This is a genomic window from Micromonospora sp. AMSO1212t, from assembly GCF_008868145.1.
In the GTDB taxonomy this organism is placed as follows: Bacteria; Actinomycetota; Actinomycetes; order Mycobacteriales; family Micromonosporaceae; genus Micromonospora; species Micromonospora tulbaghiae.
The window spans coordinates 48,759-71,676 of the sequence record NZ_WBKS01000011.1 but is presented as its reverse complement, the minus strand read 5'-3'; the positions used below and the strand labels follow the sequence as shown (position 1 = coordinate 71,676).

General features: G+C 72.3%; 22 protein-coding genes. 12 read left to right on the top strand and 10 right to left on the bottom strand.

What is annotated here, in order from left to right; genetic code table 11:
• Positions 1-9: 9 nt before the first annotated feature.
• Positions 10-708: a DUF4386 domain-containing protein gene (locus F8279_RS05500; RefSeq protein WP_091427976.1), complete on the top strand. Its 699-nt coding sequence runs from the start codon at positions 10-12 to the stop codon at positions 706-708.
• 5 nt (positions 709-713) lie between these two features.
• Here F8279_RS05500 and F8279_RS05495 read toward each other — a convergent pair whose 3' ends face one another.
• The gene (locus F8279_RS05495) at positions 714-1,511 is read right to left on the bottom strand and encodes an SDR family NAD(P)-dependent oxidoreductase (RefSeq protein WP_091427887.1); all 798 of its coding nucleotides are present in this window, start codon (positions 1,509-1,511) and stop codon (positions 714-716) included.
• 86 nt (positions 1,512-1,597) lie between these two features.
• Between F8279_RS05495 and F8279_RS05490 the strand changes: the two genes are divergently transcribed.
• A complete protein-coding gene (locus F8279_RS05490; protein ID WP_151499292.1) occupies positions 1,598-2,449 on the top strand; it encodes a helix-turn-helix transcriptional regulator in 852 nt (283 codons plus the stop codon).
• Between the two features lie 72 nt (positions 2,450-2,521).
• Here the strand turns inward: F8279_RS05490 and F8279_RS05485 are convergent, their stop codons facing one another.
• Entirely contained in the window at positions 2,522-3,802 is a 1,281-nt protein-coding gene (locus F8279_RS05485) for a cellulose-binding domain-containing protein (protein WP_151499291.1), read from the bottom strand.
• A 227-nt stretch (positions 3,803-4,029) separates the two neighbouring features.
• Positions 4,030-4,917: a DUF6745 domain-containing protein gene (locus F8279_RS05480; RefSeq protein WP_151499290.1), complete on the bottom strand. Its 888-nt coding sequence runs from the start codon at positions 4,915-4,917 to the stop codon at positions 4,030-4,032.
• A gap of 190 nt (positions 4,918-5,107) precedes the next feature.
• Here F8279_RS05480 and F8279_RS05475 point away from each other — a divergent pair, with 190 nt between their 5' ends.
• Complete coding sequence (locus F8279_RS05475; RefSeq protein WP_192580636.1) at positions 5,108-5,539, top strand: SRPBCC family protein; 432 nt, start codon at positions 5,108-5,110, stop codon at positions 5,537-5,539.
• 45 nt (positions 5,540-5,584) lie between these two features.
• Here the strand turns inward: F8279_RS05475 and F8279_RS05470 are convergent, their stop codons facing one another.
• The 4 genes from F8279_RS05470 to F8279_RS05455 form a co-directional block, all read right to left on the bottom strand.
• Entirely contained in the window at positions 5,585-6,277 is a 693-nt protein-coding gene (locus F8279_RS05470) for a hypothetical protein (protein ID WP_091427879.1), read from the bottom strand.
• A 16-nt stretch (positions 6,278-6,293) separates the two neighbouring features.
• The gene (locus F8279_RS05465) at positions 6,294-8,603 is read right to left on the bottom strand and encodes a fibronectin type III domain-containing protein (protein WP_225853145.1); all 2,310 of its coding nucleotides are present in this window, start codon (positions 8,601-8,603) and stop codon (positions 6,294-6,296) included.
• Between the two features lie 161 nt (positions 8,604-8,764).
• Positions 8,765-10,507 carry an AfsR/SARP family transcriptional regulator gene (locus tag F8279_RS05460; protein WP_225853144.1) on the bottom strand — a complete coding sequence of 581 codons (1,743 nt, stop codon included), beginning with the start codon at positions 10,505-10,507 and terminating at the stop codon, positions 8,765-8,767.
• Positions 10,508-10,809: 302 nt separating this feature from the next.
• Positions 10,810-11,991, bottom strand: coding sequence for a hypothetical protein (locus tag F8279_RS05455; protein ID WP_151499288.1), 1,182 nt, complete (start codon positions 11,989-11,991; stop codon positions 10,810-10,812).
• Positions 11,992-12,226: 235 nt separating this feature from the next.
• On the opposite strand from F8279_RS05455, the gene F8279_RS05450 reads away from it, so the two are divergent.
• Entirely contained in the window at positions 12,227-12,565 is a 339-nt protein-coding gene (locus F8279_RS05450) for a hypothetical protein (protein WP_151499287.1), read from the top strand.
• Positions 12,566-12,668: 103 nt separating this feature from the next.
• Entirely contained in the window at positions 12,669-13,073 is a 405-nt protein-coding gene (locus tag F8279_RS05445; RefSeq protein ID WP_151499286.1) for a DoxX family protein, read from the top strand.
• Positions 13,074-13,097: 24 nt separating this feature from the next.
• Here F8279_RS05445 and F8279_RS05440 read toward each other — a convergent pair whose 3' ends face one another.
• Complete coding sequence (locus F8279_RS05440; protein WP_151499285.1) at positions 13,098-14,222, bottom strand: glycosyl hydrolase 53 family protein; 1,125 nt, start codon at positions 14,220-14,222, stop codon at positions 13,098-13,100.
• 11 nt (positions 14,223-14,233) lie between these two features.
• Entirely contained in the window at positions 14,234-15,412 is a 1,179-nt protein-coding gene (locus tag F8279_RS05435) for a cellulose binding domain-containing protein (protein WP_151499284.1), read from the bottom strand.
• Between the two features lie 213 nt (positions 15,413-15,625).
• On the opposite strand from F8279_RS05435, the gene F8279_RS05430 reads away from it, so the two are divergent.
• Together F8279_RS05430 and fmdA are read left to right on the top strand one after the other, a co-directional pair.
• Positions 15,626-15,904 carry a zinc ribbon domain-containing protein gene (locus F8279_RS05430; RefSeq protein ID WP_151499283.1) on the top strand — a complete coding sequence of 93 codons (279 nt, stop codon included), beginning with the start codon at positions 15,626-15,628 and terminating at the stop codon, positions 15,902-15,904.
• A gap of 21 nt (positions 15,905-15,925) precedes the next feature.
• Entirely contained in the window at positions 15,926-17,179 is a 1,254-nt protein-coding gene (gene fmdA, locus F8279_RS05425; RefSeq protein ID WP_151499282.1) for a formamidase, read from the top strand.
• A 33-nt stretch (positions 17,180-17,212) separates the two neighbouring features.
• Here fmdA and F8279_RS05420 read toward each other — a convergent pair whose 3' ends face one another.
• Positions 17,213-18,043, bottom strand: a complete 831-nt coding sequence (locus F8279_RS05420; RefSeq protein WP_225853150.1) for an AraC family transcriptional regulator — start codon at positions 18,041-18,043, stop codon at positions 17,213-17,215.
• Positions 18,044-18,172: 129 nt separating this feature from the next.
• Here F8279_RS05420 and F8279_RS05415 point away from each other — a divergent pair, with 129 nt between their 5' ends.
• The 5 genes from F8279_RS05415 to F8279_RS05395 are packed head-to-tail and all read left to right on the top strand — an operon-like array spanning position 18,173 to position 22,751.
• Positions 18,173-19,174, top strand: coding sequence for an ABC transporter substrate-binding protein (locus tag F8279_RS05415; protein ID WP_151499280.1), 1,002 nt, complete (start codon positions 18,173-18,175; stop codon positions 19,172-19,174).
• On the top strand, positions 19,171-19,983 hold the full coding sequence (locus F8279_RS05410) for a siderophore-interacting protein (protein WP_151499279.1): 813 nt from the start codon (positions 19,171-19,173) through the stop codon (positions 19,981-19,983). Before F8279_RS05415 ends, F8279_RS05410 begins: the two co-directional genes overlap by 4 nt.
• Positions 19,973-20,962: an iron ABC transporter permease gene (locus F8279_RS30510; RefSeq protein WP_151499278.1), complete on the top strand. Its 990-nt coding sequence runs from the start codon at positions 19,973-19,975 to the stop codon at positions 20,960-20,962. The genes F8279_RS05410 and F8279_RS30510 overlap by 11 nt, the downstream gene beginning before the upstream one ends.
• Positions 20,959-21,978: an iron chelate uptake ABC transporter family permease subunit gene (locus F8279_RS05400; RefSeq protein WP_175438910.1), complete on the top strand. Its 1,020-nt coding sequence runs from the start codon at positions 20,959-20,961 to the stop codon at positions 21,976-21,978. Before F8279_RS30510 ends, F8279_RS05400 begins: the two co-directional genes overlap by 4 nt.
• Positions 21,975-22,751, top strand: coding sequence for an ABC transporter ATP-binding protein (locus F8279_RS05395; RefSeq protein ID WP_091427854.1), 777 nt, complete (start codon positions 21,975-21,977; stop codon positions 22,749-22,751). Before F8279_RS05400 ends, F8279_RS05395 begins: the two co-directional genes overlap by 4 nt.
• Positions 22,752-22,918 lie beyond the last annotated feature (167 nt).

The following is a 22,918-nucleotide window of genomic DNA, read 5'->3' as shown; positions in this document are numbered from 1 at the left end:
GAGGCCCCGATGGACCCACTGCGGAAGATCTCGCTGGTCGCGGGCGGCGCCTATCTGCTGACCTTCGTCTCGATCCCCACCCTGACCCTGTACGCCCCGATCCGCGAGCCGGACTACGTCCTCGGCACCACGTCGCAGGCCCCGGTCGTCCTCGGCGGCGTCCTGGAGATGATCGTCGCCCTCGCCTGCATCGGCACCGCCGTCGCGCTGTACCCGGTGCTCAAGCACCAGGGGCAGTCCCGGGCACTGGGTTTCGTCGGCGCCCGGGTGCTCGAAGCCGCCGGCATCCTCGTCGGCGTCGCGAGCATCCTGACGCTCGTCGCGCTGCGGGAGTCCGGCGCCGGGCCGGACGCGCTCGCCGACGGCCGGATGCTCGTCGCGTTCTACGACTCGGTCTTCCTGCTCAGCCAGGGCTTCCTGCCGGCCGTGAACGCGCTGCTGCTGGGCACGCTGCTGTACCAGTCCCGCCTCGTGCCGCGCGTGCTGCCGGTGCTCGGACTCGTCGGGGCGCCGCTGCTCGTCGCGTCCGACCTCGGCACCCTGTTCGGCGCCTGGGACCGGCTGTCCCCGGTGGCGGCGGTCGCCGCGCTCCCCATCGCGGTGTGGGAGTTCTCGCTCGGTGTCTACCTGGTCGTCAAGGGCTTCCGGCTCTCCCCCGTGACGGCCGGCACGGCCGAGCCCCGGCCCGCCCAGGACGCCACCGTCTGACCGGGTCAGGCCCGCGCGCCGCCGTCGACCCGCAGCACCGTACCGGTCACGAAGGAGGCACGGTCGCTGAGCAGCCACGCGGCGGCCTGGGCGATCTCGTCGGGCTCGGCGGCCCGGCGCAGCGGCGTGGCCGCCGCGAGACGGTCGATGATCCCGGGCGACTCGGCGTCCCAGGACCGCATCATCTCGGTGAGCGTGCTGCCCGGGGCGATCGCGTTGACGCGGATGCCCTCCGGCCCGTAGGTGACCGCCGCGGACTCGGTGAGGCTGTTGACAGCGCGCTTCATCGCCCCGTACGCGGGCAGTGCGGGGTTGCCCATCAGGCTGCCGACGCTGGAGTTGTTCACGATCGCGCCGGTGCCGGCGGTGGCCCGGATCGCGGCGACCTCGGCGACCATGGCGAGCCACGGCCCCTTGAGGTTGACGGTGTAGACGTGGTCGAAGTCTTCTTCGCGCACCCGGTCCATCGGTCCCGGCGGCACGATCGTCGCGCCGTTGTTGAAGGCGACGTCGAGGCGCCCGTACGCCTCGACGGTGCGGTCGACGGCGGCGCGCACGCTCGCCGCGTCGGCCAGGTCGCAGACGACGTACTCGGCGGTGCCGCCGGACGCCCGGACCTGCTCGGTCACCGTCTTCAACTGCTCCTCGGTACGGGCGGCGAGCAGCACCCGGGCGCCCTCGGCGGCGAACAGCCGGGCCGCCGCGGCGCCGATGCCGCGCCCGGCGCCGGTGATGAAGGCGACCTTGCCGGCCAGCAGGCCGGCGGTCGGGTGGACGGTCGTGTCGGTTCGTGTGGTGTCCATGCGGCAAGCCTGCGGCCGGTCGTGGAGCCCATCCAGGCACCGGCGGTACCTGGATACGCGCCGCCGCACGGGGGCACACTGGGGTCGTGGACCGACGGGAGCTGGCAGTGTTCCTGCGCAGCAGGCGGGAGCGGATCGCCCCGGCCGACGTTGGCCTGCCCGCCGGGCAGCGCCGCCGCACGCCGGGGCTGCGCCGCGAGGAGGCGGCGCGGCTGGCGTTCATCTCGACCGAGTACTACACCCGGCTGGAGCAGGGGCGGGGTCCGCGTCCGTCGCGGGAGGTGCTGGCCGGGCTGGCCCGCGCGCTGCGGCTGTCCGACGCCGAGCGTGACCACCTCCACCACCTGGCCGGGGAGCCGCCGGGACCGCCGCCCGGGCCACCCCGGGAGGTACGGCAGAGCGTGCTGGATCTGCTGCACCGGCTGCCGCAGTCGGCGGCGTTCGTGACCTCGGCGGCGTTCGAGGTGATCGCCTGGAACGATCTCGCGGCGGCGCTCATGGAGGACTTCTCCGCAGTGCCCCGGCGGGACCGCAACCTGGTCCGCCGGGCGTTCCTCGGCCCGCCCCTGCAGGGCGCGGGGCTGTACGACGTGTCGGACGTGGGCGAGTTCGCCCGCCACTCGGTCGGGCGGCTGCGTGCCGCGGCGGCCCGCTACCCGGACGACCCGGAGATGGCCGCGCTGATCGCGGAGCTGCTCGCCGGGAGCGAGGAGTTCGCCCGCCTGTGGGCCTCCCACGAGGTGGGCGGCGCACGGACGCTGCGCAAGACGTTCCGGCACCCGCTGGTCGGGCCGGTCACGGTCAACTGCGACGTCCTCGACATCACCGACCGCGACCAGCAGGTGGTCATCTACACCGCCGTGCCCGGCTCACGGTCGGAGGAGGCGCTACGGCTGCTCTCCGTGATCGGTACCCAGCGCATGACCGTCGAGCACTGAGCCGCCCGCCCCGGTGGAACGTCACGGTGTCCGTTCGGCACCCGTGACGTTCCACCCAGGGGTGAGAGTGCGTCAGCAGCCGATGCGGGTGGAGCCCATCGCCACGTCGTCGTACCAGAGGGTGTCGGCGCCGCCGCCGTAGCTCTCCCAGCCCAGCTTCAGGTCGGTGAGCTGCGGTCGCCAGGTGCGGTTGTACCACTGGCCGTCGATGTCGTGCGTCGGTACGCCGTCGGCGGTCAGCCCGGTCACGGCGACGCCGTCCAGCCAGGTGCGCAGCTGACCGGCGGAGCCGTCCACCATGAACTCCAGGCAGGCCCAGCGGTTGGTGGGCAGCGGCACGCTCTGCGCCACACCGGCCGGGCTCTGCTCGGGCAACGTGGCGTCGTCGGAGGCGCGGTTCCACTGGAGCGCGCCGTTCTGGCCGCCCAGCCGCAGATCCCGGTTGCCGTCGGCGGCGTCCGACATGGTGATCATCGTGGTGTGGTCGGTCGGCTGGGCGGTGGTGTGCCGGACCCAGATCCGGGCGTACCGGACGCTACCCAGGTTGCCGAGGTTCTTCGTGGTCCGGACGAACACGTGGTTGCAGTAGCCGGCGGCGCCGTTGATCCGGACCGCGCGGCTGCCGCTGTGCGTGGTGGTCGTGTCGATGGTGGCCGTGCCCGCGCCGGAACAGTCAGGGCTCACCACGCTCCAGTCACCCGACGGCGTCGAACCGGTCTGGCTCTCGAAGCCGTCGCAGAGCACCGCCCCCGCGCACCCGCTCGGCGGCGGGGTGGTCGGCGGCGGCGTCGTGGGAGGTGGCGTCGTGGGCGGAGGCGTGGTCGGCGGGGCCGTCGTGGGCGGTGCGGTCGTGGGCGGCGCCGTGGTCGGTGGGGCGGTGGTCGGTGGGGCGGTCGTCGGCACCGTCGTGGTGGGCGGCGGCGTGGTCGGGCCGGCGCCGTTGCACGGTACGCCGTTCAGGCTGAACCCGGTCGGCGCGCCGCCGGCGGTGCCGAACGTGCCCTGCACGCCGAACTCGGTCGAGCCGCCGGCCGGGATGCTGCCGTTGTACGACATGTTGCGGGCGGTCACCGTCGACCCGGACTGGCTCACTGTGGCGTTCCAGCCGTTCGTGACGCGCTCGCCCCCGGCGTACGTCCAGGTGACGGTCCAGCCGGAGACGGCGGTGTCACCCGGTGACACCTTGATGTTCGCGGTGAACCCGCCGGGCCACTGGTTGGGTGTGTAGTCGACCCGGCAGCCCTGTGCGGCTGCGGCCGGGCCGGTGAGCAGCGCCGTACCGGCCGCTGTGACGGCGGCCAGCGCGGCGACGGCCGCCACGAGCGGGGCGGGGCGGGCACGGAGAATCGTCATGGGAAGTCCTTCGGCGTGGGACAGGGCGCAGCGACGCGCGTCCGGGACGGACGCCGCAGCGCGCGAGGGTGCGGCGCGGCGGTGCGCCACATGGTCGATGCGTACGACCGATGTGCCCGGCTCGAAGGCGGCCCGGTCAGCCGCCGGGGTCCGGTCTGCGGACCTCGGCGGCGCCCGAGCCCAATCTATTTACCGTCGCCTATCCAATCAAGGTCTGCGCCCGCCCGTCATCCCGGATCGGCGCCCGCGCCGCTGTGCGGTGGTTGCCAGCCGTCGCGATAGCGGACACCGCCGGGTCGCAGCCGGATCCGGTCGTGCGGCGTACCGGGGACCGGCTCGGTCCGGATCGTCTGCGGCCGGTCCACGACGACGCAGACCTCCTCCCCCGGCCACCACCAGCCGCAGGAGCGGGCCAGGTCGGCCCAGGTGTCGAGGTGCTCTGTCTCGTCCGGCCCGTACCGGGCGAGGCCGAGCCGGCGCAGCACGTCGTAGTAGGCGATCCAGGACGCGTCCTGCTGCCCGTACCAGCACACGGGCACCGGGCCGTCGCTCGCGAGCGCCCCACGCACCGGCAGGTAGGACCCGTGCGCGAGGCTCCGGTGCAGCGCAGTCCGTACCCCCTGGTGCAGCACGACCGCGAGCGGTACGCCGCTGTCCAGCGCCCGCAGCGGTGCCAGCTCGGGCCACGGCTGCTTGGCCTTGCCCGTGCGCGCGGGTGACAGCTCGGGATCGGTGTGCACGACGCCCGCGCTGAGCGCGCCACGGAGCTGGGAGACGATCATGGCGATGTCGCTCGCCAGCAGGGGTGTCCGGGCCGGCCGTGCCGCCCGGATGCGTTCGTGGAGGTGGTCGAGGGTGGGCCAGCCGCTGACCAGCGGCATCGCCTTGTCCGGCGAGTCGACCCATTCGAACCGGGGCCGTGGCCGCGACGCCCTCGCGTAGACGGCGGTCAGGCACCGCTCGGCGGCCGGTCTGTCGGCCGGTTGCGTGGACAGCGCGTGGTCGAGCCATTCCTGGCGGATCCGGACGGCCTGCTGCCACAGGTCGTGCGGGTCACCGCTGCGAACGGTCTGCGGGGTCTTCGCGGCGCCGTCGCGCCGCGTGGGGGCGCTCATCGCGCCGGGGCGTCGCCGCCCTTCCGGTTGGAGATCATGGAACGACTCTGACTCACGTCGCGGCGCCGCTCAAGCGAATTCCGGTCCCCCGCGGTGATCCGCTCGTGGGCCCGGCGTGGTGCTTCCGGGCCATATAGTGCCCCTCGTGGACAGTGACCGTCTGACCCGACCCCCTGTCATCACCGCGCAGATGCTCATCCGCCGGCCCGCCGCCGAGGTCTTCGAGGCGTTCGCCGACCCGGCGGTGACCACGAAGTTCTGGTTCACCAGGAGCAGCGGCCGGCTGGAACCCGGCGCCGTCGTCACCTGGGACTGGGAGATGTACGGCGTCTCCACCGTCGTGACCGTCAAGGACGTGGAGGAGAACCGCCGCATCCTGGCCGAGTGGGATCCGGAGTCCCCCACCCAGGTCGAGTGGCGGTTCCTGCCGGGCGAGGGCGACACCACGCTGGTCCGGGTCACCGAGACCGGCTTCGCCGGGACCGCCGACCAGGCCGTGAGCAAGGCGATCGACTCGATGGGCGGGTTCACCATGGTCCTCTGCGCCTGCAAGGCGCTGCTGGAGCAGGGTGTGCTGCTGAACGCGGTCGGAGACGCCCACCCGGCGGGCTTCGAGGACTGACCACGGCTGCGGCGGGTGAGCCGAGGCCCACCCGCCGCAGCCGGCCTACCTGCCGAGCGTGGCCTTTGCCCCGTCGATGGCGTCGAGCAGCCGTTCCTGGTGCTCGAAACCCTCGTCGTCGGCCACAGGGCTCGCCCCGCATTCACGCTGCCGCGCGTGCAGCAGCGTCTCGTCCACCGGAGTCACCGGGAAGGCCAGCGGGTCGAGACCGGGAACCCCCTCCACGTCCTCGACGAGGAGCCACTTGTTCGCCTCGTCGTAGCGGACCACACCGGCGGCGATTCCCCTGGTCCACTGGTCGAAGAGCACGGCCAGGCTGGAGGCGGCACGCACCGACTCCCAGGCGTCCTCACCGACCGGGTAGCGCCAGATCTCGCCCTCGTGCTCGCCTGCGAGGACGAACGTGTAGAGCAGGAAGTCGAAGTGGAACAGCGGTAGCTGCTGCCGCCAGGGGAACGGCGTCCCGATCGACAGTCCAAGGTAATCGAGCGCGTCCCCACCGTCCGGCCACGGCATCCGCCATCCGCCGTTCGGGAGCAACCGCGCGTCGGGCCAGCGCTGCGACTGCAACCAGGCCAGCTGATCAGCGACGTGGTCCACGTCGAAGATCCGGCGCACCCGGTCTGGCGGCGGCCCGGCCGGCGACTCGCCCGCGTCGGGCCAGTCGAGGCCGGCAGCAGTCGCCGCGACGCGGTACTCCCGCACCGCTCCGCGCAGTACGCGCATGTCGTCGAGCATCAGGAGGCTCCTCGGCTCACGGTGCCACGGGCGTCATGCACAGGCTAGCCCCGCCGCCGCTGAGCTTGAAGGCGAAGCTCGGGCCGCCTGCCTCGACCCACGGTTTCACCGGCAGCACGACGAACTTGGTCTTGTCGGTCACCTTGCACTTGCCGTAGAGCGCGTTGATGTCGTTGGCCTGCGGAAGCGACTCGGCGGTCGACACCAGCTTCAGGCTGGCGACCTGGCCGGTCAGGTCGACCGCCTGGTCGGTCGACCAGAACGGGAACTCGTCGCAGGTCTGCCCGGGAACCCGTACGTCGCACGCGTTCGGCTTGAACGCCGCGGTGCCGAACCAGCCGCGGCTGTGGCCCTTGGCGCGCGCCGCCTGCCCACCGACGCTACGGGCCGGGTAGAACCACACCGCCCGGGTCGGCGGCTGCGGATATCCGCCGTCGCCCATGGCGGCCACGATGTGCTTGCCGGTCTCGGTCATGTCGGCGCCCTTGTAGTTCTTGGCCCCGGGTACGTAGACGATGATGTCGTCGTCGCATCCGGCCTTGCCCTGGGTGCCGCGCTGCGCCGTACATGCCTGGTCGATGATCCGCTTGAGGCGCCCGTCCTCCGTGGAGTCCCAGGCGAAGGGCAGGTTGCGCTGGTTCGCCACCAGCTTCGTCGTCTTGATGACCTCGGCGTATACCTTCAGGCTGTTGTACCACTCGCCCTCGTCCAGGCCCCAGTTGTCGAACTGCTCGAAGTCGACGTCGTGCGAGATCGGGTACTCGATGAGCCCGTTGACGCCGATGGTGCCGGGAAAGAGGATGGCGAGCAGCGCGCCCAGCGCGACCCCGAGTCCGAGGCCGCCGAGGCCGACGACCCACCACGAGATGCTGGCGGCGGCAGCCGGGGCGACCGCGGCCGCCGCGGTCGTCTCCGCGACGGGAGCGATGAGCGTCGCGCAGGCGCCGCTGCTCAGGCACCAGGCGATCGGCACCACAGCCCCTTGCAGCAGCAGGGGCCTGGCCTGCGTGTCGTCGATCGACGAGATGACCGGCCCGCGGCCGGAGGGAGCGATGGCGAACAGAGTGCGGGTGAGGTCGTCCGCGCAGTCGACGAGCTTCTCGCCGGACGGTGGCAGGACGGCGTCGAGGCAGCTGGTGTCGGCCGCGCGGTAACAGCCGAGGAAGATCTGCGTGGCGCCGGAGGGCACCGGCACACTGGCACGCGAGCTGGCCGCGATGTAGATGTCACCACCGGCGCCCGCGCATTGCGACGCTTCACTGGCGGTGGTCTGCGTGACCGCCGGTGACAGCTCGTCCACGTGGATCATCGTGGTGAAGTCACCCGCGAGCTCCCGCACCACCGTGCCGTCGGCGCTCAACGCCTCCACCCGGAAGGCGTACGGCGTGTACTCCTCGAGCGGCTCGATCGGAAGCTTGATGATGCTGTCCGCCGTACACGGGCTGGCGACCTTGCCGTTGCCGTCCTCGCAGAGCTGGTCGCGCTCGAAGTGGTCGTAGATCTCGCCGTCGAGGTAGGCGCGGTAGCTCGCCTCGGTGGCCGGGTTCGGGTGCCAGCTGGCCATGGCGCCGCCCTCGTCCGGGTCCAGGGTCAGGCCGGCGTCCACGTCGGGCGGGGGCGGCAGGGCGTCCGTCGTGAACGACGTCGTGGCGGGTGTCTTCGACCTGTTGCCGGCCAGGTCGACGGCGACCACGGAGACCGTGTGGTTGCTCGACGGCTGGAGTCCGGTGATCGAGTACGAGCGGGTGCCGACGGTGGTCCGGTGCGGGCTGCCCCCGTCGACGGTGATCTCGTAGCCGGCGAGGCCGTAGTTGTCGGTCGCCGCACCCCAGGTGACCTTCGCGCCGGTGGCCGTGATCGTGCCGACCGCCAGGTTCGGAACGTTGCTCGGCGGGATCAGGTCCAGCACCGTGATGTCGCGGAGGATCCGTGCGTAGCGGCCGGGTTCGCGCTGGGCACGGCTGCAGACCTTCACCGGACCCAGTCGCGGTGGGCGCATGCTGGTGGTCCAGGAGGCCGACCAGTCCGTGACGCCCGCCGGCGGCGGGCCGTAGGTGAAGCTGGTCGAGGTGGTCTTGTCGACCGAGACGTCCACCATCGTGGCCTGCTTGTGCACGTAGCCGTTGACGGCGATCCTGCCGTTCGCGTCGACCGCGACCTCGGACCCGGCTGCCGGTCCTTCGAGACGGATGGACGCGTGGTTGACATCGTCCGGCACGGACGGGTCGGCGCATGCCGGAAGTTGCGCCTCGGTGACAACCTGGGCGGATGCCGGCTGGCTGAGCATGCTGAGCGGGAGGAGGATCGCGACGGCGGATGCCGTCACGCGTAAGGACCGACTGAAATAGCGATGACGTCTGTAGCCTGACATGCCGCCCCGTCTCACTGAGATTGGTCGATGACGAGCGGAGCCTGTCATGGCGGTCTATATTCGAGATACTTTGTCGCCTACGCTCGCCGGACGATCCGAGCGGTCGGCAGAATCGATCACCCGGACCGGGCCAACAACGTGAGGAACGGGTTCCCCCGGGCGAGGCGCGACGGTGGTTCGGGCGGCGCCGTCGACAATTCGGCGGCGTAGTCCCGGACCAGCGCCGGCAGCCGGTAGCGGGCCGAACTGTCCCGGGCGACGAGGTGCGCATCGACCAGGCCTTCCATGGCCCGCCGGATCCGTTCGGTGGACTCTCCCAGTTCCGCCGCGGCACGGTCCATCGCCGCCGGAGCCTCCGGGCACGCCGCGAGAAGCTCGAACAGCCGGCCGGCCACCTCGTCCTCCGAGGCGACGACCGCGACGGCGGCGGCAAGGCTCGCTCGTACGGACAGGTCGTCGTAACTCAGCAGATCAAGCTTGCTCCCTCCCGCGGTGAGTTCGCCGACCAGCGCGGCCACCGACATTCCCGGCCACGTCGCCAGCCTCGATCCGGCGACCCGCAGCGCCAGCACCGACCCGGCACAGAGGCCGATCAGCTCGGCTGTCGCGCCCGGATCCGCGGCCAGCCGTTCCGCACCGGCGAGCGCGGCCAGCAGTTCCCGAGCGCCGGGCTCGGCCAACGGCGACAGGGCGACCCGCCGTACACCGTCGAGGTTGCCCAGAGAGCGCCGGGCAACGGCGATCAGGGCAGGACCGGGACTGGCGGGCAGGAGGGGCCGCACCTGGGACGCGCTGGTGACCCCGTCGAGGACCAGCAGAAGCAGGCGTCCGGCGGTGAGCGAGCGCAGGCGCCCGGCGCGCTCGTCGGCACTGTCGGGCATGTCGGCCGGCGCGACGCCGAGCGCGCGCAGCACCCGGGCCAGCAACTCCGCCGGGGTGACCGAGGCCCGGTACGCGACGTCGACGAAGATCTGCCCGTCGGGAAAGTCACCGGCCACCGCGCGGGCGGCGCGTACGGCAAGCCCGGTCTTGCCGCTTCCCGGCGGGCCTGTGACGACCACGACCGCGGGTGCGCGGCCCGTCGCTGCCGCACTGACCTCTCCCGCTTCCCTGGTGCGGCCGACGAAGGTGACCAGATCCGGTGGCAGCTCTCGCGGCACCATCCGGCCGGTCTCAGCGGCGGGAGCCGGATCCGAGGTCGACGGCGGCGACACCACGATCACCGGCGGCGGCCGGGTGTACGAGACGTCCGGCGCCCGCTCCAGGATCGCCCGGTGCAGCGCGGCCAGTTCCTCTCCCGGCTCGATGCCGAGGTGCTGGTCCAGCCGGGCGCGCGCGTCCCGGTAGGCGGCCAGTGCGGCCGGCACCTCACCGCAGCGGTACAGCGCGAGCATCAGCTGCCCCCACGACCGTTCCCGCAACGGGTGTGCGGCCAGATGCTCACGCAGCCCGGGTAGCAGCTCGGCATGCCGGCCGACCGCGAGGCGGGCGTCGGTCAGCACCTCGAACACCTGAAGCCGCTGCTCCTCCAGGGTCGCCCAGCGGTTGTCGAGCGTGGTGCCGGCCGGCAGGCCCTCGCCCGCTGAGCCCCGCCACAACGCGAGCGCGGCGTCGAGTGCCGGAACGGCGTCGAGCGCATTCCCCCTGACCAGCGCCATGCGGCCGTTCTCCGCCAGACGGTGGAACTCGGTGACATCCAGCTCGTCGGGCTGCGTCCGCAGCTCGTACGCGTTCGGACGCGTCACCAGTCGGTCGCCCACCAGCCGGCGCAGGGCCGCCGCGTGCGAGCGCAGGTTGGCCGTCGCCGACGGCGGCGGAACATCGGCCCAGACCATGGCGGCCAGCCGATCCAAGGGCACCGACCGGTTCGCCGCCAGCGCAAGCCCGGCGAGCACAGCCCGGCGCTTTCCCGGGCCCGGCGCGACGCGGCGGCCGCCCGCCCTCAGCTCGACAGGACCCAGAAGCCGAATGTCCAATTGCATCCCGTCGCTCCCCCGTCGAACTCCGAGGCCGCCCAGAGTAAGCGACCCCGCAGATCAGGACAAGGTATTGCGATAACGACTATCGTGACGAGAATCAATGTGAATAGCGGTGTGTCGACGTAACGGAAACCTCGCAGAAAGCGCTCCTGCACGCTGGCTGGCCGTCGGGTGGCGAGCCGTCAGGTGCCCGCCACCCGCAGCGGCGCGAACAGGGGCGGTGCCGGGTCGGCTGCCCGGATCGCGGCCACGAGCTGCGCCAGCTGCGGATAGTCGCCGCCGGCCGCGCGGAGAAGGTGGTCCGCGTCGGCATGGTTGCCGAGGTACGACTCGGCGGCCGCCCGCAGAAGGAGCGCGACGGCGCAGAGGTCGGCCGGCTCGGTAGCGGGGCGGACGTCGAGAAGCAGCGATCGCGCATCCTCGGGCCGCTGGTTGAGCAGATGCGCCAGGCTCATCGCGATCCGGGCGGAGAACGCGTGCGGCTGTGTCCGGGCGGCGATCCCGGCGAGTTCCGAGATCTCCCGCACCTCCCGGCGTGCCACCGGCGAACCGGTCACCACCGCGGCGTACAGGTACCACAACCCGAACTGGACGCTCAGCATCTGCCCGATGGCCGCGGCCGTCGCGGGATCGGTGCTGCCCGCGCGGGCCAGCGCCGCGAGCCGCTCGGCCTCCTCGACCAGTTCCGCCGACTGCGTGTGTGCCGTGCTCAGTCTCTGCTGGTAGGCAGCGAGGGCCAGGAGCGGATCGCTGCCGGCGCGAGCCTGAATCCCGACCCGGTGGACGTCACCCGCCACACCGGCAACCGCCCGCAGCGCCCTCACCACCTCCTCCTGGTAGTAGCCCGCCCCCAGCCCTTCACGGGCGGCTGCCGGAGCCCGGAGCCAGCGGAACAGGTTCTGGCCGTCGCTGCGGGTCGCACGCCCCGGAACGAGGTTGGTCAGGGCGAGCAGCGCCCCCACGAACGCTGCGCCGAGCAACGTCAACCGCGTCAAGGCCGTACCGGTGTACCCGGACGCGACGACGAGTGCCGTCGCGGCGGACAGGTTGGCCAGCGGGCCACCGAGATAGAACAGCACCATCCGCAGCGGTAGCGCCGCCGTCGACGGCGAAGGCCGGACCGACACCTCGTTGCGCCAACCGTTGAAGGGCGCGATACGGACCGCGACGACCGGCAGACCCAGCAGCTTCGCCACGACGAGGTGCCCGCACTCGTGCAGGACGAGGTGCAGCCACAACGACACGCAGGTGAGGCCGGCGGCGACGATCGCACCCGTCACGGACTCGGTGACGAGCAGCGCGAACGCCGCCGCCTCCAACGCCAGGAGCAGACACACGGCGACCAGCCGACGGCGGAGCTTCACCGGGAGATGGTACGGCCGGGTGACGAGCATCGCGCCCTCCGGCGTGTCGCACCTGCGCCGCGTCGGCAAATCCCCTCGGCTGATCGGCCCACGTGCCGGACCTCGGAAACCGGATGCGGGACCCCTTCCATGATCAGCACAATGAGGGCGTCCACCGGCGACGGGAGGTGATCGGCGTGCCAGAGAGGCGTTAGTCCCGCGCACCGTGCGCGGGCGGCCGGAGGGCGGTCGTCACATGGCCCGTACCGACGTTCACCGACCCGAGCGGGTGCAGCAGCGGGATCCGCACCTGCGCCGCTGGTTCACCGACATCCACCGACACCACTGGGGCGCCTGCGACCTGGACGAGTTCCTCGCCTCGCCCCAGTGGATCCGCACCCGCTGCTACCGCGAGGTGTCGGCGCAGGCCCCGAACCTCTGCGGCTGCCGGCTCTGCACCTTCCAGGCGTACCGCCGGCTCGGCCGCCGCCAGGAACGCGTCGCCTGGCGTTCGATCCGCCGGCGGCTGCTCGCCGAGCACCGGGGCGGCGGGCGCGATCTCGACGTGCCCCCGATCCGCGGCAAGGCCTGGTAGCCGTGCGCGCGATCAGCGATGAGTTCGCGCGCCCCCACCGGTCTGACCTGGTGCATCCGATCGGATGCGGGAAACCGGCCGACCGCCAGAAGGGACGAGAACCATGACCGTCGCCGACACCACTCCCCCGCCCGTCGCCCGTGGGCTGCACCGCACGTTGTGGGTGCTCCAGGGCTTCCTCGGCGTCTTCCTCATCGTCGCCTCGGCCGGTCCCAAGCTGTTCGGCGAGACGAACGCCGTCCAGACCTTCGAGGACATGGGCGCCGCGCCCTGGTTCCGGTATTTCGTCGGCCTGCTGGAACTGGCCGGTGGCATCGGGCTGCTGGTGCCGCGGCTCGCCGGTCTGGCCGCTGTCGGGCTCGCGCTGCTCATGGTCGGCGCCGCCGTCACCCAGGCGTTCATCCTGGACGGCGGCGCGCTGGTGCTCACACCGGTGGTGCTGTTCGCGCTGTTCGTGTTCATCGCGTGGGGCCGCCGGCACTCGATTCGCCGGCTCCTCGAGCGCTGAGCGGGGGGTGCGCCGGCCGACCCGTCAGGGCGTCCAGCGCACCCCCGGGTTCACCCGCCCGAACCAGTCGAAGACGGCCATGTTGTCCCACCCGTTCCCGGTGCCGTTGATGTCCGCCGGATCCCAGCCGTTGCCGGGGACGGCGTACCAGGTGGGTTCCCAGTAGAAGACCCCGATCGCGCCGGCGTTGCGGGCGGTGTTCTGGACCCAGTCGAACTGCTGGGCCTGCCCGGCCCACGTCGCGCTGATGCCGTCGCAGGTCGCGTCGCCGATGACGTTCGGCTGGCCGTCCGCGTCGTCCCGGGTGAAGGGGTACGCGGTCTCCACGATCACCACCGGCTTCCCGTAGCGGTTCCGCAGGTCGACGATGTTGTTGTAGAGGTTCGCCAGGCTGCCGTGCCACATGCAGTAGTAGGACAGGGCCGTCATGTCCCACTGCACGCCCTGGGCGCGGATGCCGTCGTAGAACCACCGGGCGTTGGCGTTGCTGTCGGCGTTCGCGGTATGGATCATCACCGGGATACCGCCGCCGCAGGCCTTCACCGCGTTGTAGCCCTGTTTCAGCAGGCCGGCCAGCGGGGCGAAGTCGTTGTTGACGACCTTCCCCTCGTTCCACAGCATCCCGACGTTGATCTCGTTGCCGATCTGCACGCTGTCCGGCAGGGTGCCCTGCCCCCGCAGGGCGGCGCAGACGTCGTACGTGAAGGCGTACACGTCGTTGCGCAGCTGGCTGAGGCTGTGCCCGGACCAGGCGGCCGGCTTGTACTGCTTGCCGGGGTCGGCCCAGGTGTCGGAGTAGTGGAAGTCGATCAGCACCTTGAGGCCCTTCGCCTTGGCCGTGCGCGCCTGGGCCAGCACCCTGCTCTTGTTGTTGTAGCCGCTGGCCGGGTTGTTCCAGACGCGCAGCCGGACGTAGTTGAGGCCGACGGACTTGAGGATGTCCAGCGGATCGCGGGCGACCCCGTTGGCGTCGTGGTACTTCGCGCCCAGGTCCAGGCTGCGCTGCAACGACGACACGTCGGCGCCCCGCATGCCGAGAGTGTTCGCGGCGGCGACGGGCGCCGGCGTACCCCCGAATGTGGTGGTGGCGGCGAGGACGACGGCCGTGACGGTCCCGGCCAGGGTCCGGCGGCGGTGGGGTGTGGTCACGAGACTTCCTCTCAGCCGACAGTGCAGGGGGCGCCGTTGAGCGAGAAGCCGGTCGGCGGCGCGTCGCTCGCGCTCCAGCGCCCCTGGAAGCCGAAGGTCGCGGATCCGTTCGGCGCGATGACGCGGTTCCAGTCGGCGTTGCGGGCGGTCACGGCGGCACCGGTCTGGCCGACGGTGGCGTTCCACGCGGTGGTGACCTGCTGGTCACCGGGGAAGCTGAAGGTGACGATCCAGCCGTCGACCGGCGCCGTCCCGGTGTTCTGGACCGTCACCGCGGCGACGAAACCTCCGGGCCACTCGGACTGGTTCCGGTAGGTCACCCGGCAGGCCGAGGGCGGCGGGGGCGGCGGTGTGGTCGTCGTGGGCACGGTGACGGTGTTGGACGCGATCGACACGTTGCCGGCCGCGTCCCGGGCCCGCACGTAGTACAGGGTGCGCAGCGGCGTCGGCGCGGGCAGCGGCGCCGTGTACGTCGTGCCCGGCACGGTGGCGACGAGCGTCGAGGTGTACCAGCCGTCGAACCGGTAGACGTTGTACCCGAGCACGCCGGTGTTGTTGCTCGACGGCGACCAGGACAGCGTGGCGGTCGAGGCGGTCACCTCGCCGACTGTCAGGTTCTGCGGTGCGCTCGGCGGGGTGGTGTCCGGGCCGGTGTCCGTCACCGGCGTGACCACCGTCAGCGCGTCGGTGGCGGGCGAACGGCGGCCGTCGCCGTCGCGGGCGGACACCCGGAACGAGTACTGCCGGCCGGGCTGGATGTAGGTGGTGATCGTGGCGGTGGTGACGTCGCCGAGGCTGACGCCGTACACCACGTCGTCGAACGCCTGGTAGTACGTGATGTCGTACCCGACGACGGGGCAGCAGCCGCGCGTGGCGGCCGTCCAGGTGAGGGTGACCGACGTGCTCCGTACCTGGGTGGCGGTCAGGTTCGTGGGCGCGCTCGGCGGGAACGGCGTGGTGCTGGGCGTGCTCGGCGTCGACGTGGGCGGCGGCGGCGCGGTCCCGGTCGGCTCCGCCGCGAAGGCCGCGGCGCCGCCGGGCGCCGGCGCGACCTGGGGATACGCGGTGCCGGCGCCGGCCGACGGCGCGGCGGTCAGCGCGGTTGCGAGCACCGCCGTGGCCAGCACGCCTGCGGCCGGCAGACCCGGCCGCAGGCGGCGGAACAGCGAGGACGAACAGACGGATGCCATACGTCGACGATGCGGTCAACCCATCGATGATCGCCAACGTATCTCACGACTCGGTCGGCGCGGCGGCCCAGCCGGCTCGCCGCGAGGGCGGAAGTTCCGCCTCATTCGTCGTTTTGCGCCGCTTCTGCCGCTGATCGCCCACAATCGGGAAGACGGGGTGAGTCGCCGCGGAACGGCCACCCGCACGCACGAGAGGCCCAGACGGGAACGGCGATGGCCACCTTCGAGTACCGCTGCCAGCAGGACGGCAACTTCGACGTCACGCTGCCGGTCGGCGCCGCGGGCCCGTCGACGAACTGTCCCCGGTGCGGGAACCCGGCGACGCGGGTGTTCGCCGCGCCCCGGCTGGGCCGCATGCCGGCGGCGCTGCGCGAGGCCATGGACCGGACCGAGCGCACCGCGGAACAACCGGAGGTGGTCGGGCGGGTACCCGGTCGTCGCCCGGTACGCCGCTCGACGAACCCGGCCCATGCCCGCCTGCCGCGATGGTGACCACGAGAAGGGCTCAACGCCGTGCCTGAACTGCTGTTCCCCCTCGACTCCGCCAAGAGGTTCACCGACCAGGAGAAGGTCGGGCACAACCGCTGGCATCCCGACATCCCGCCCGTCGCGACGGTACGGCCCGGACAGTCCTTCCGCGTGCACTGCCGCGAGTGGTTCGACGGCGCGATTCACAACGACGACTCCGCCGAAGACATCCGGGACGCTCCGCTGACCCGGGTCCACGCCCTCAGCGGCCCGTTCGCAGTCGAGGGCGCAGAGCCGGGCGACCTGCTCATGGTCGACATCCTCGACATGGGCCCGATCCCGCAGGAGTCCGGTCCGCTGGCCGGCCAGGGCTGGGGCTACACAGGCATCTTCCCGACCGGCAACGGCGGCGGCTTCCTGACCGAGCAGTTCCCCGACGCCTACAAGGCGGTCTGGGACTTCACCGGCCGCAAAGCCACCTCCCGGCACATCCCCGGGGTCTCGTTCACCGGGATCTCCCACCCGGGGCTGATGGGCACCGCCCCGTCCGCGTCGCTGCTGGCCACCTGGAACCGGCGGGAGGGTGCGCTGATCGCCACCGCGCCCGACCGGGTGCCGCCCCTGGCCCTGCCCCCCGAGCCGCAGGACGCGATCCTCGGCGGCCTCGCCGGCGCCGACTTCGACCGGGTGGCCGCGGAGGCGGCGCGTACCGCTCCGCCGCGGGAGAACGGCGGGAACCAGGACATCAAGAACTTCACCGTCGGCAGCCGGGTCTTCTACCCGGTGTACCTGCCGGGAGCCAACCTGTCCGTCGGCGACCTGCACTTCTCCCAGGGCGACGGGGAGATCACCTTCTGCGGCGCCATCGAGATGAGCGGCTTCGTCGACCTGCACGTAGACCTGATCAAGAACGGCATGCAGACGTACGGCGTCGCCGAGAACGCGATCTTCATTCCGGGTGACACCCCGCCGCAGTTCAGCCAGTGGCTGGCCTTCTCCGGCATCTCCGTCACCCTCGACGGCGAACAGCGGTACCTCGACTCGCAGCTCGCGTACCAGCGCGCCTGCCTGCACGCCATCGACTACCTGACCCGGTTCGGCTACCAGCCGGAGCAGGCGTACCTGCTGCTCGGCGCCGCACCGATCGAGGGCCGGCTCTCCGGCGTGGTGGACATCCCCAACTCCTGCGCGACCGTCTACCTGCCCACCGAGATCTTCGACTTCGACATCCGCCCCTCGGCCGCCGGTCCGGCCCGGATCGACCCGGGCAACGGCGCCCCGAAGGCCACCATGAGGTGAGCACGTGACAGCGCCACCGTTCCGGCGGGCTGATCAGGAGGTTCGCGCCGCGCGGGGCGCGGGGATGTCGGCGGTACGCCGCATCGCGGCGGCGCGACCGGGCGTGTAGCCGTACTCCCGGGCGAAGGCGGAGATGAACGCGGACGGGCTGGCGTACCCGATCCGGCGGGCGACCTCACCGACCGGCCGGGTCTCCAGCAGCGCCAGCGACGCGCGCAGGCGCAGCTTCGTGCGCCACTGCGAGTACGACATGCCGAACTCGCGGTCGAAGTCGCGTTGCAGCGTCTTGACGCTGACGTGCAGGCGGTCCGCCCACTCGGCGAGCCCTGTGGTGTCACCCGGGTCGCGGGCCAGTGCCGTGGCGACCGCCACCGCGACGCCCGTACCGCCGGGCTGCCGGTCGTCGGGGCCGGATCGGGGAGCGAGCCCGGCCATGACGCGGCTGCGGGCGGCGGGGGCGTCGCGTTCGTCGTACCCCGGGGTGGTCAGTGCCAGGACGAGCCCAGCGGCCTCGGCGTCGATGGCGGCGACGCCGGCCCGCAGCCCGTCGAGGGCGGCGGGCACCTCGCGCAGGCAGATGCGGTACACCGTCTGCCGGTCCGCCGCGTGCACCTCGTGGATGACGCCCCGGTGCACCCAGAAGACCTCGTCCGGTCCGAGGAAGGTCGTGTGCGGACCGTGGCGGGCGGAGAGCAGACCGTCGGGGGACCAGTAGAACTGGTGCAGGAAGTCCTCGCGGTTCTCGGCGAACGCCAGCCGGGTCACCGACCGGTAGCGCAGGACGAGGATGCCGTCCGGGCGGCCGAGACCGTAGCCGAACTCCTCGCAGCTGACCGGATCCGCCGTGATCGGGCCGGTGACCATCACGCTATGACCTCTCCCCGACATCGGTTGACCTCTGGGCGACATTCCGCCCGCGCGAGTAAGGCTAGCCTAAGCTCTGCAGCCCAGCGGGGCTGCACCTCTGTGTTGAGACCCCGAAGGAACTGGCACATGTCCGTACGACAGCACTGGCGCGTGATCGCCGCCGCCGCGGTGACGCTCGCCGTGGTCACCGGTTGCGGCTCCGACGGCGGCGACGCCGCCGCCGAGTCCGGCGACGCCGCGACCCGCGTCTTCGCCGCCGACAACGGTGAGATCACGATCCCGGCCGACCCCAAGCGCGTCGTCGCCACCGGCTACGCGGTGCCGGTCCTGATCGAGGCGGACGCCGCCCTGGTGGGGATCTCCAGTTGGAAGCGCGGCCTTGCGCTGATGACCGAGGAGGACCGGGCCACCTACGAGCGGCTGCCGAAGGTCGCCGGCGAGGCCGCCGCCGAGACCAACTACGAGGCCGTCGCCGCGGCGAAGCCGGACCTCATCGTGATCGGGGTGCCGAAGCCGGCCCTCGGCAGCCTCGACATGAAGCGGCTGGAGAGCATCGCGCCGGTCGTCGCGATCGGCCCCACCACGCCCGCCGCGTGGCGCGAGCTGTCCCGCCGGCAGTCCGACGCCGCCGGTCGCGGGGCGAACTTCGAGGCGGCCAAGCAGGCGTACGACAAGAAGGCCGCGGAGCTGAAGGACAAGTACGGCACCGCCCTCGCGGGCCTGAGGTTCGGGCACGTGGGCAGCTACGGCGAGATCGCCAAGGGCACCTTCCACCGCGAGTTCGCCGGGTCGTGGGGCACCAACATCGCCCAGGACGCGGGCGTGACCTACTACGGCGAGGTCAAGGAGAAGGGCGGCGGCGGGCTCGACGTCACCGAGTACCCGGCGATCGAGGAGCTGCCGAAGAGCCTCGGCGAGGCCGACGCGATCACGTACACGCTCCAGCCCGACGGCACGCCCGCCGAGGCGGTGCAGCAGGTGCTCGACTCCGCGCTGTGGAAGAACCTGCCGGCGGTCCAGGCGGGCCGGGTGTTCGGGCTGCAGTACACGGAGGCGGCCACGTACGAGTCGGCCCTCAGGACGCTCGACTCGATCGACAAGGCATTCGCGCCGCTGCTGAACCGATGATCGATCGCCACGACCCGGCGGGCCGGGTCGCCGCCCACCACCGCGCAGGCAGTGGCACGGTCCGGATCGGCTACCCGATCGGGGTACGCCGGGTCCGGGTCGTCGCCCGGCGGCGGCTGACCCCGCGCATGCTGCGGCTGACCCTCGGCGGCCCGGCCCTCGCCGGCTTCCACACCTACCAGGCGGACGACCACGTCAAGCTCGTCTTCCCCGACCCGGACGGCACCCGCCGCGACCCCGTCCCGGACGGGCGGGGCATGCTCGACTGGCCGCGCCCGCTGCCGACCACCCGCAAGTACACGGTGCGCCGCCACGATCCCGCCGCCGGCGAGATCGACCTGGACTTCGTGCTGCACGAAGGCGGCGTCGCGTCGGCGTGGGCGGAGGCGGCGGCGGTGGGCGACGAGGTGACGATCGCCGGCCCGCCCGGGGCGAAGGCGTTCCCGCACAGCTACGACCACTACGTCTTCGCCGTCGACGCCACCGCCCTGCCGGCCGTGGCACGCTGGCTGGAGGAGTCGCCGGCCGACGTGTCGGCGCACGTGGTCGCCGAGGTCGACGACCCGGCCGAGCGGGACTATCCGCTGGCCGCGCGCGACGGGGTGACGGTGGCGTGGCTGGTACGCGGGGCCACCGGGTCCACGCTCGCGCGGCAGGTGACGTCGCTGCGGCTGCCGGCCGGGCGGACGTTCCTCTTCGCCGCCGGCGAGGCCGGCGACATCAAGCCGCTGCGTGCCTGGAGCGCCGGCCGCCTCGACTCGCTGATCACCGGGTACTGGAAGCGCGGAGTCGCCGGGCTTGAAGACTGACCTGTCCCGGCGGGTGGCGTTCCTGCTCGTGTCCGTCGCGCTGCTGGTCGTCGCGGCGGGCGCGAGCATGGCCGTGGGCGCGCGGCCGGTCGCGCCGGTCGAGGTGTGGCGGGCGCTCACCGACTTCGCGGCCACGACCGACCACCTCGTCGTACGCGACATCCGGCTGCCCCGGACGATCCTCGGCGTCTGCGTCGGCGCCGCCCTCGGCGCGGCCGGGGTGTTGATCCAGACGCTGACCCGCAACCCGCTGGCGGAGCCCGGCATCCTCGGCGTGACCGCCGGGGCCGGCTTCGCGATCAACCTGGGCGTGCTGGTTGGCGTCGCCGGGTCGCAAGCGGGCCAGCTCGTGCTCGCGGTGGCCGGATCCGCGCTCGCCGCTGTCGCCGTCTACGCGGTCGGACGGACCTCGCCGCTGCGGCTGGTCCTGGCCGGTGTCGCGCTGAGCTGGGTGCTGATGGGCGTCTCACTCGGCCTGCGACTGGGCTTCCCCGACGTCTTCGACAGGTACCGGTTCTGGTCGGTCGGGGCGCTGGCCGGCGCCGAGCGGACGCCGCTGGTGCTGCCCGTGCTGGTGACTGTGGTCGCCCTGGTCGCCGCGATGGCCGCGACCCGGCCGTTGAACGCGCTCGCCCTCGGCGAGGACGTGGCCCACGCGATCGGCGCTCACGTGACCCGGACTCGGATCACCGTCCTGGTGCTCGTCACGGTGCTCACCGGTGTCGCCACCGCGGTGGCCGGCCCGATCGCGTTCGTCGGGCTGATGGTGCCGCACCTGGCGCGGCGGCTCGCAGTCGACTCGATTCCATGGATCATGGCGTACTCGGTGCTGCTCGGCCCGATCCTGCTGCTCCTCGCGGATGTCGGCTCGCGGATCCTGCTGCCCACGGGCGAGGTCCCGGTGTCGATCGTCACGGCGTTCCTGGGCGCTCCGGTGCTGATCTGGGCCGTCCGCCGCTACGGGGCGGCGGCGCTGTGAGCACTGTGACGCTGCGGACGGGACGGTTCCTGGTCCAGATCGAACGGCGCACGGCTGTCGTCTCGGCCGGGCTCGTCACGGCAGCGGCGGCGCTCGCCCTGCTGGCCCTGAGCCACGGGCCGCAGTGGGCGACACCGGCCGAGGTGTTCGACGCCCTGTTCCGGGGAGGCGACGCGGGATTCGTGATCCGGGAGTGGCGGCTCCCCCGGGTGGTCGCGGCGCTGATCTTCGGGGCCTCGCTCGGACTGGCCGGGGCGGTCTTCCAGAACCTGACCCGCAACGCGCTGGGCAGCCCCGACGTGATCGGGCTCGACGCGGGCGCGTACACCGGGGCGCTGGTGGCGATCACACTGCTGAACGGCACCGCCGGGCAGCTCGCGGCCGGGTCGGTGGCGGGCGGGCTGCTCGCCGCCGCCCTCATCTACCTGCTGTCGCTGGACTCCGGGCTCAGCGGCGTCCGGCTGGTGGTCATCGGCATCGCCGTCAACGCGATGCTGACCGCGCTGAACTCCTGGATCGTGCTGCGGGCCGAGATCGACGTGGCGCTCGCCGCGACCGGGTGGAACGCCGGCTCGCTCAACGGCGTCGACTGGGCCGAGGTGCGGCTCCCGTTCGTCGTCATCGGCCTGTTCGTCCTGCTGCTCGTCGTGGTCTCGCACGCCATGCACCAGGCGGCGCTGGGCGACGAGATCGCGCGCACCACAGGCGTACGCCTGGGCCGGCTCCGCCTGCTGCTGGTCCTGGCCGGGGTGGGCTGCACCGCGACGGTGACAGCGGTGGCCGGGCCGGTCGTGTTCATCGCGCTCGCCGCGCCCCAGATCGGCCGGCGGCTCGCGCGGGCCGCGGGTGTCCCACTGGTGCCGGCGGCGCTGACCGGCGCGGTGCTGCTGCTGGCCGCCGACCTCGTCGCGCAGATGCTGCTCGCGCCGGTCGCCCTGCCGGTCGGGGTGGTCACCACGGCGATCGGCGGTTGCTATCTGATCTGGCTGCTCGGCATGGAGGTGAAACGGCGGTGACCAGTCGTCTGATCGCGGAGGACGTCACGCTCGGCTACGGCGAGCGGGTGGTGTCGACGGGAGTCAGCCTGGCCGTGCCGGACGGCGCGTTCACGGCGATCGTCGGACCCAACGCATGCGGGAAGTCGACGCTGCTGAAGGCCATGGTCCGGCTGCTCACGCCGGCGTCGGGCGCGGTACGCCTGGACGGCCGGGACGTCGCCGAGCACCGGCCGAAGCCGTTCGCCCGCCAGGTCGGCTTCCTGCCGCAGGGCCTCGTCGCGCCGGAGAACATCGTCGTCCGGCGGCTCGTCGCCCGGGGCCGCTACCCGCACCAGTCCCTGCTCGGCACCGGCACCGCCGCCGACGAGGAGGCCGTCCGGTCGGCCATGGCGGTTGCCGGCGTCACCGACCTGGCCGAGCGGCCCGTCGAGGAACTCTCCGGCGGCCAGCGGCAACGCGTCTGGATCGCCATGGTGCTGGCGCAGGAGACGCCGTACCTGCTGCTGGACGAGCCCACCACTTTCCTGGACATCACGCACCAGTACGAGCTGCTGGCACTGTTCGCGCGGCTGCGCGACGAGGGACGCACGGTCGTCGCGGTGCTGCACGACATCAACCAGGCGTGCCGGTTCGCCGATCACATCGTGGCGATGAAGGCCGGCCGGGTCGTCGCGCAGGGGCCGCCGGCCGACGTGGTGGACGCCGACCTCATGCGGGAGGTCTTCGGTCTGCCCAGCGTGGTGATGCCGAACCCGGTCACCGGCACCCCGATGGTGGTGCCGACCGTGTAGTGGTACGGGAACAGTTGTGCCCGCCTGCTCTCGATTCAGGGCACCTCACTTGCAGGTTCCGCCCTCGTCCTCGGGACCGTCGCCAGACAGCTCCGATCAGACAGCCGCTACAGGCCCGGCAGCGCGTCAGCCAGCCGACAAAGAGCTGAGCCAAACGGATGACGGTT

Excerpts from the sequence above, each read along its gene's own strand:
- F8279_RS05485 (WP_151499291.1), bottom strand. The coding sequence starts at position 3,802 with ATGACGATTCTCCGTGCCCGCCCCGCCCCGCTCGTGGCGGCCGTCGCC.
- F8279_RS05435 (WP_151499284.1), bottom strand. The coding sequence starts at position 15,412 with ATGGCATCCGTCTGTTCGTCCTCGCTGTTCCGCCGCCTGCGGCCGGGT.
- F8279_RS05415 (WP_151499280.1), top strand. The coding sequence starts at position 18,173 with ATGTCCGTACGACAGCACTGGCGCGTGATCGCCGCCGCCGCGGTGACG.
- F8279_RS05480 (WP_151499290.1), bottom strand. The coding sequence starts at position 4,917 with ATGAGCGCCCCCACGCGGCGCGACGGCGCCGCGAAGACCCCGCAGACC.
- F8279_RS05500 (WP_091427976.1), top strand. The coding sequence starts at position 10 with ATGGACCCACTGCGGAAGATCTCGCTGGTCGCGGGCGGCGCCTATCTG.
- F8279_RS05420 (WP_225853150.1), bottom strand. The coding sequence starts at position 18,043 with ATGGTCACCGGCCCGATCACGGCGGATCCGGTCAGCTGCGAGGAGTTC.
- F8279_RS05410 (WP_151499279.1), top strand. The coding sequence starts at position 19,171 with ATGATCGATCGCCACGACCCGGCGGGCCGGGTCGCCGCCCACCACCGC.
- F8279_RS05495 (WP_091427887.1), bottom strand. The coding sequence starts at position 1,511 with ATGGACACCACACGAACCGACACGACCGTCCACCCGACCGCCGGCCTG.
- F8279_RS05475 (WP_192580636.1), top strand. The coding sequence starts at position 5,108 with ATGCTCATCCGCCGGCCCGCCGCCGAGGTCTTCGAGGCGTTCGCCGAC.
- F8279_RS05430 (WP_151499283.1), top strand. The coding sequence starts at position 15,626 with ATGGCCACCTTCGAGTACCGCTGCCAGCAGGACGGCAACTTCGACGTC.
- F8279_RS05470 (WP_091427879.1), bottom strand. The coding sequence starts at position 6,277 with ATGCTCGACGACATGCGCGTACTGCGCGGAGCGGTGCGGGAGTACCGC.
- F8279_RS05445 (WP_151499286.1), top strand. The coding sequence starts at position 12,669 with ATGACCGTCGCCGACACCACTCCCCCGCCCGTCGCCCGTGGGCTGCAC.
- F8279_RS05450 (WP_151499287.1), top strand. The coding sequence starts at position 12,227 with ATGGCCCGTACCGACGTTCACCGACCCGAGCGGGTGCAGCAGCGGGAT.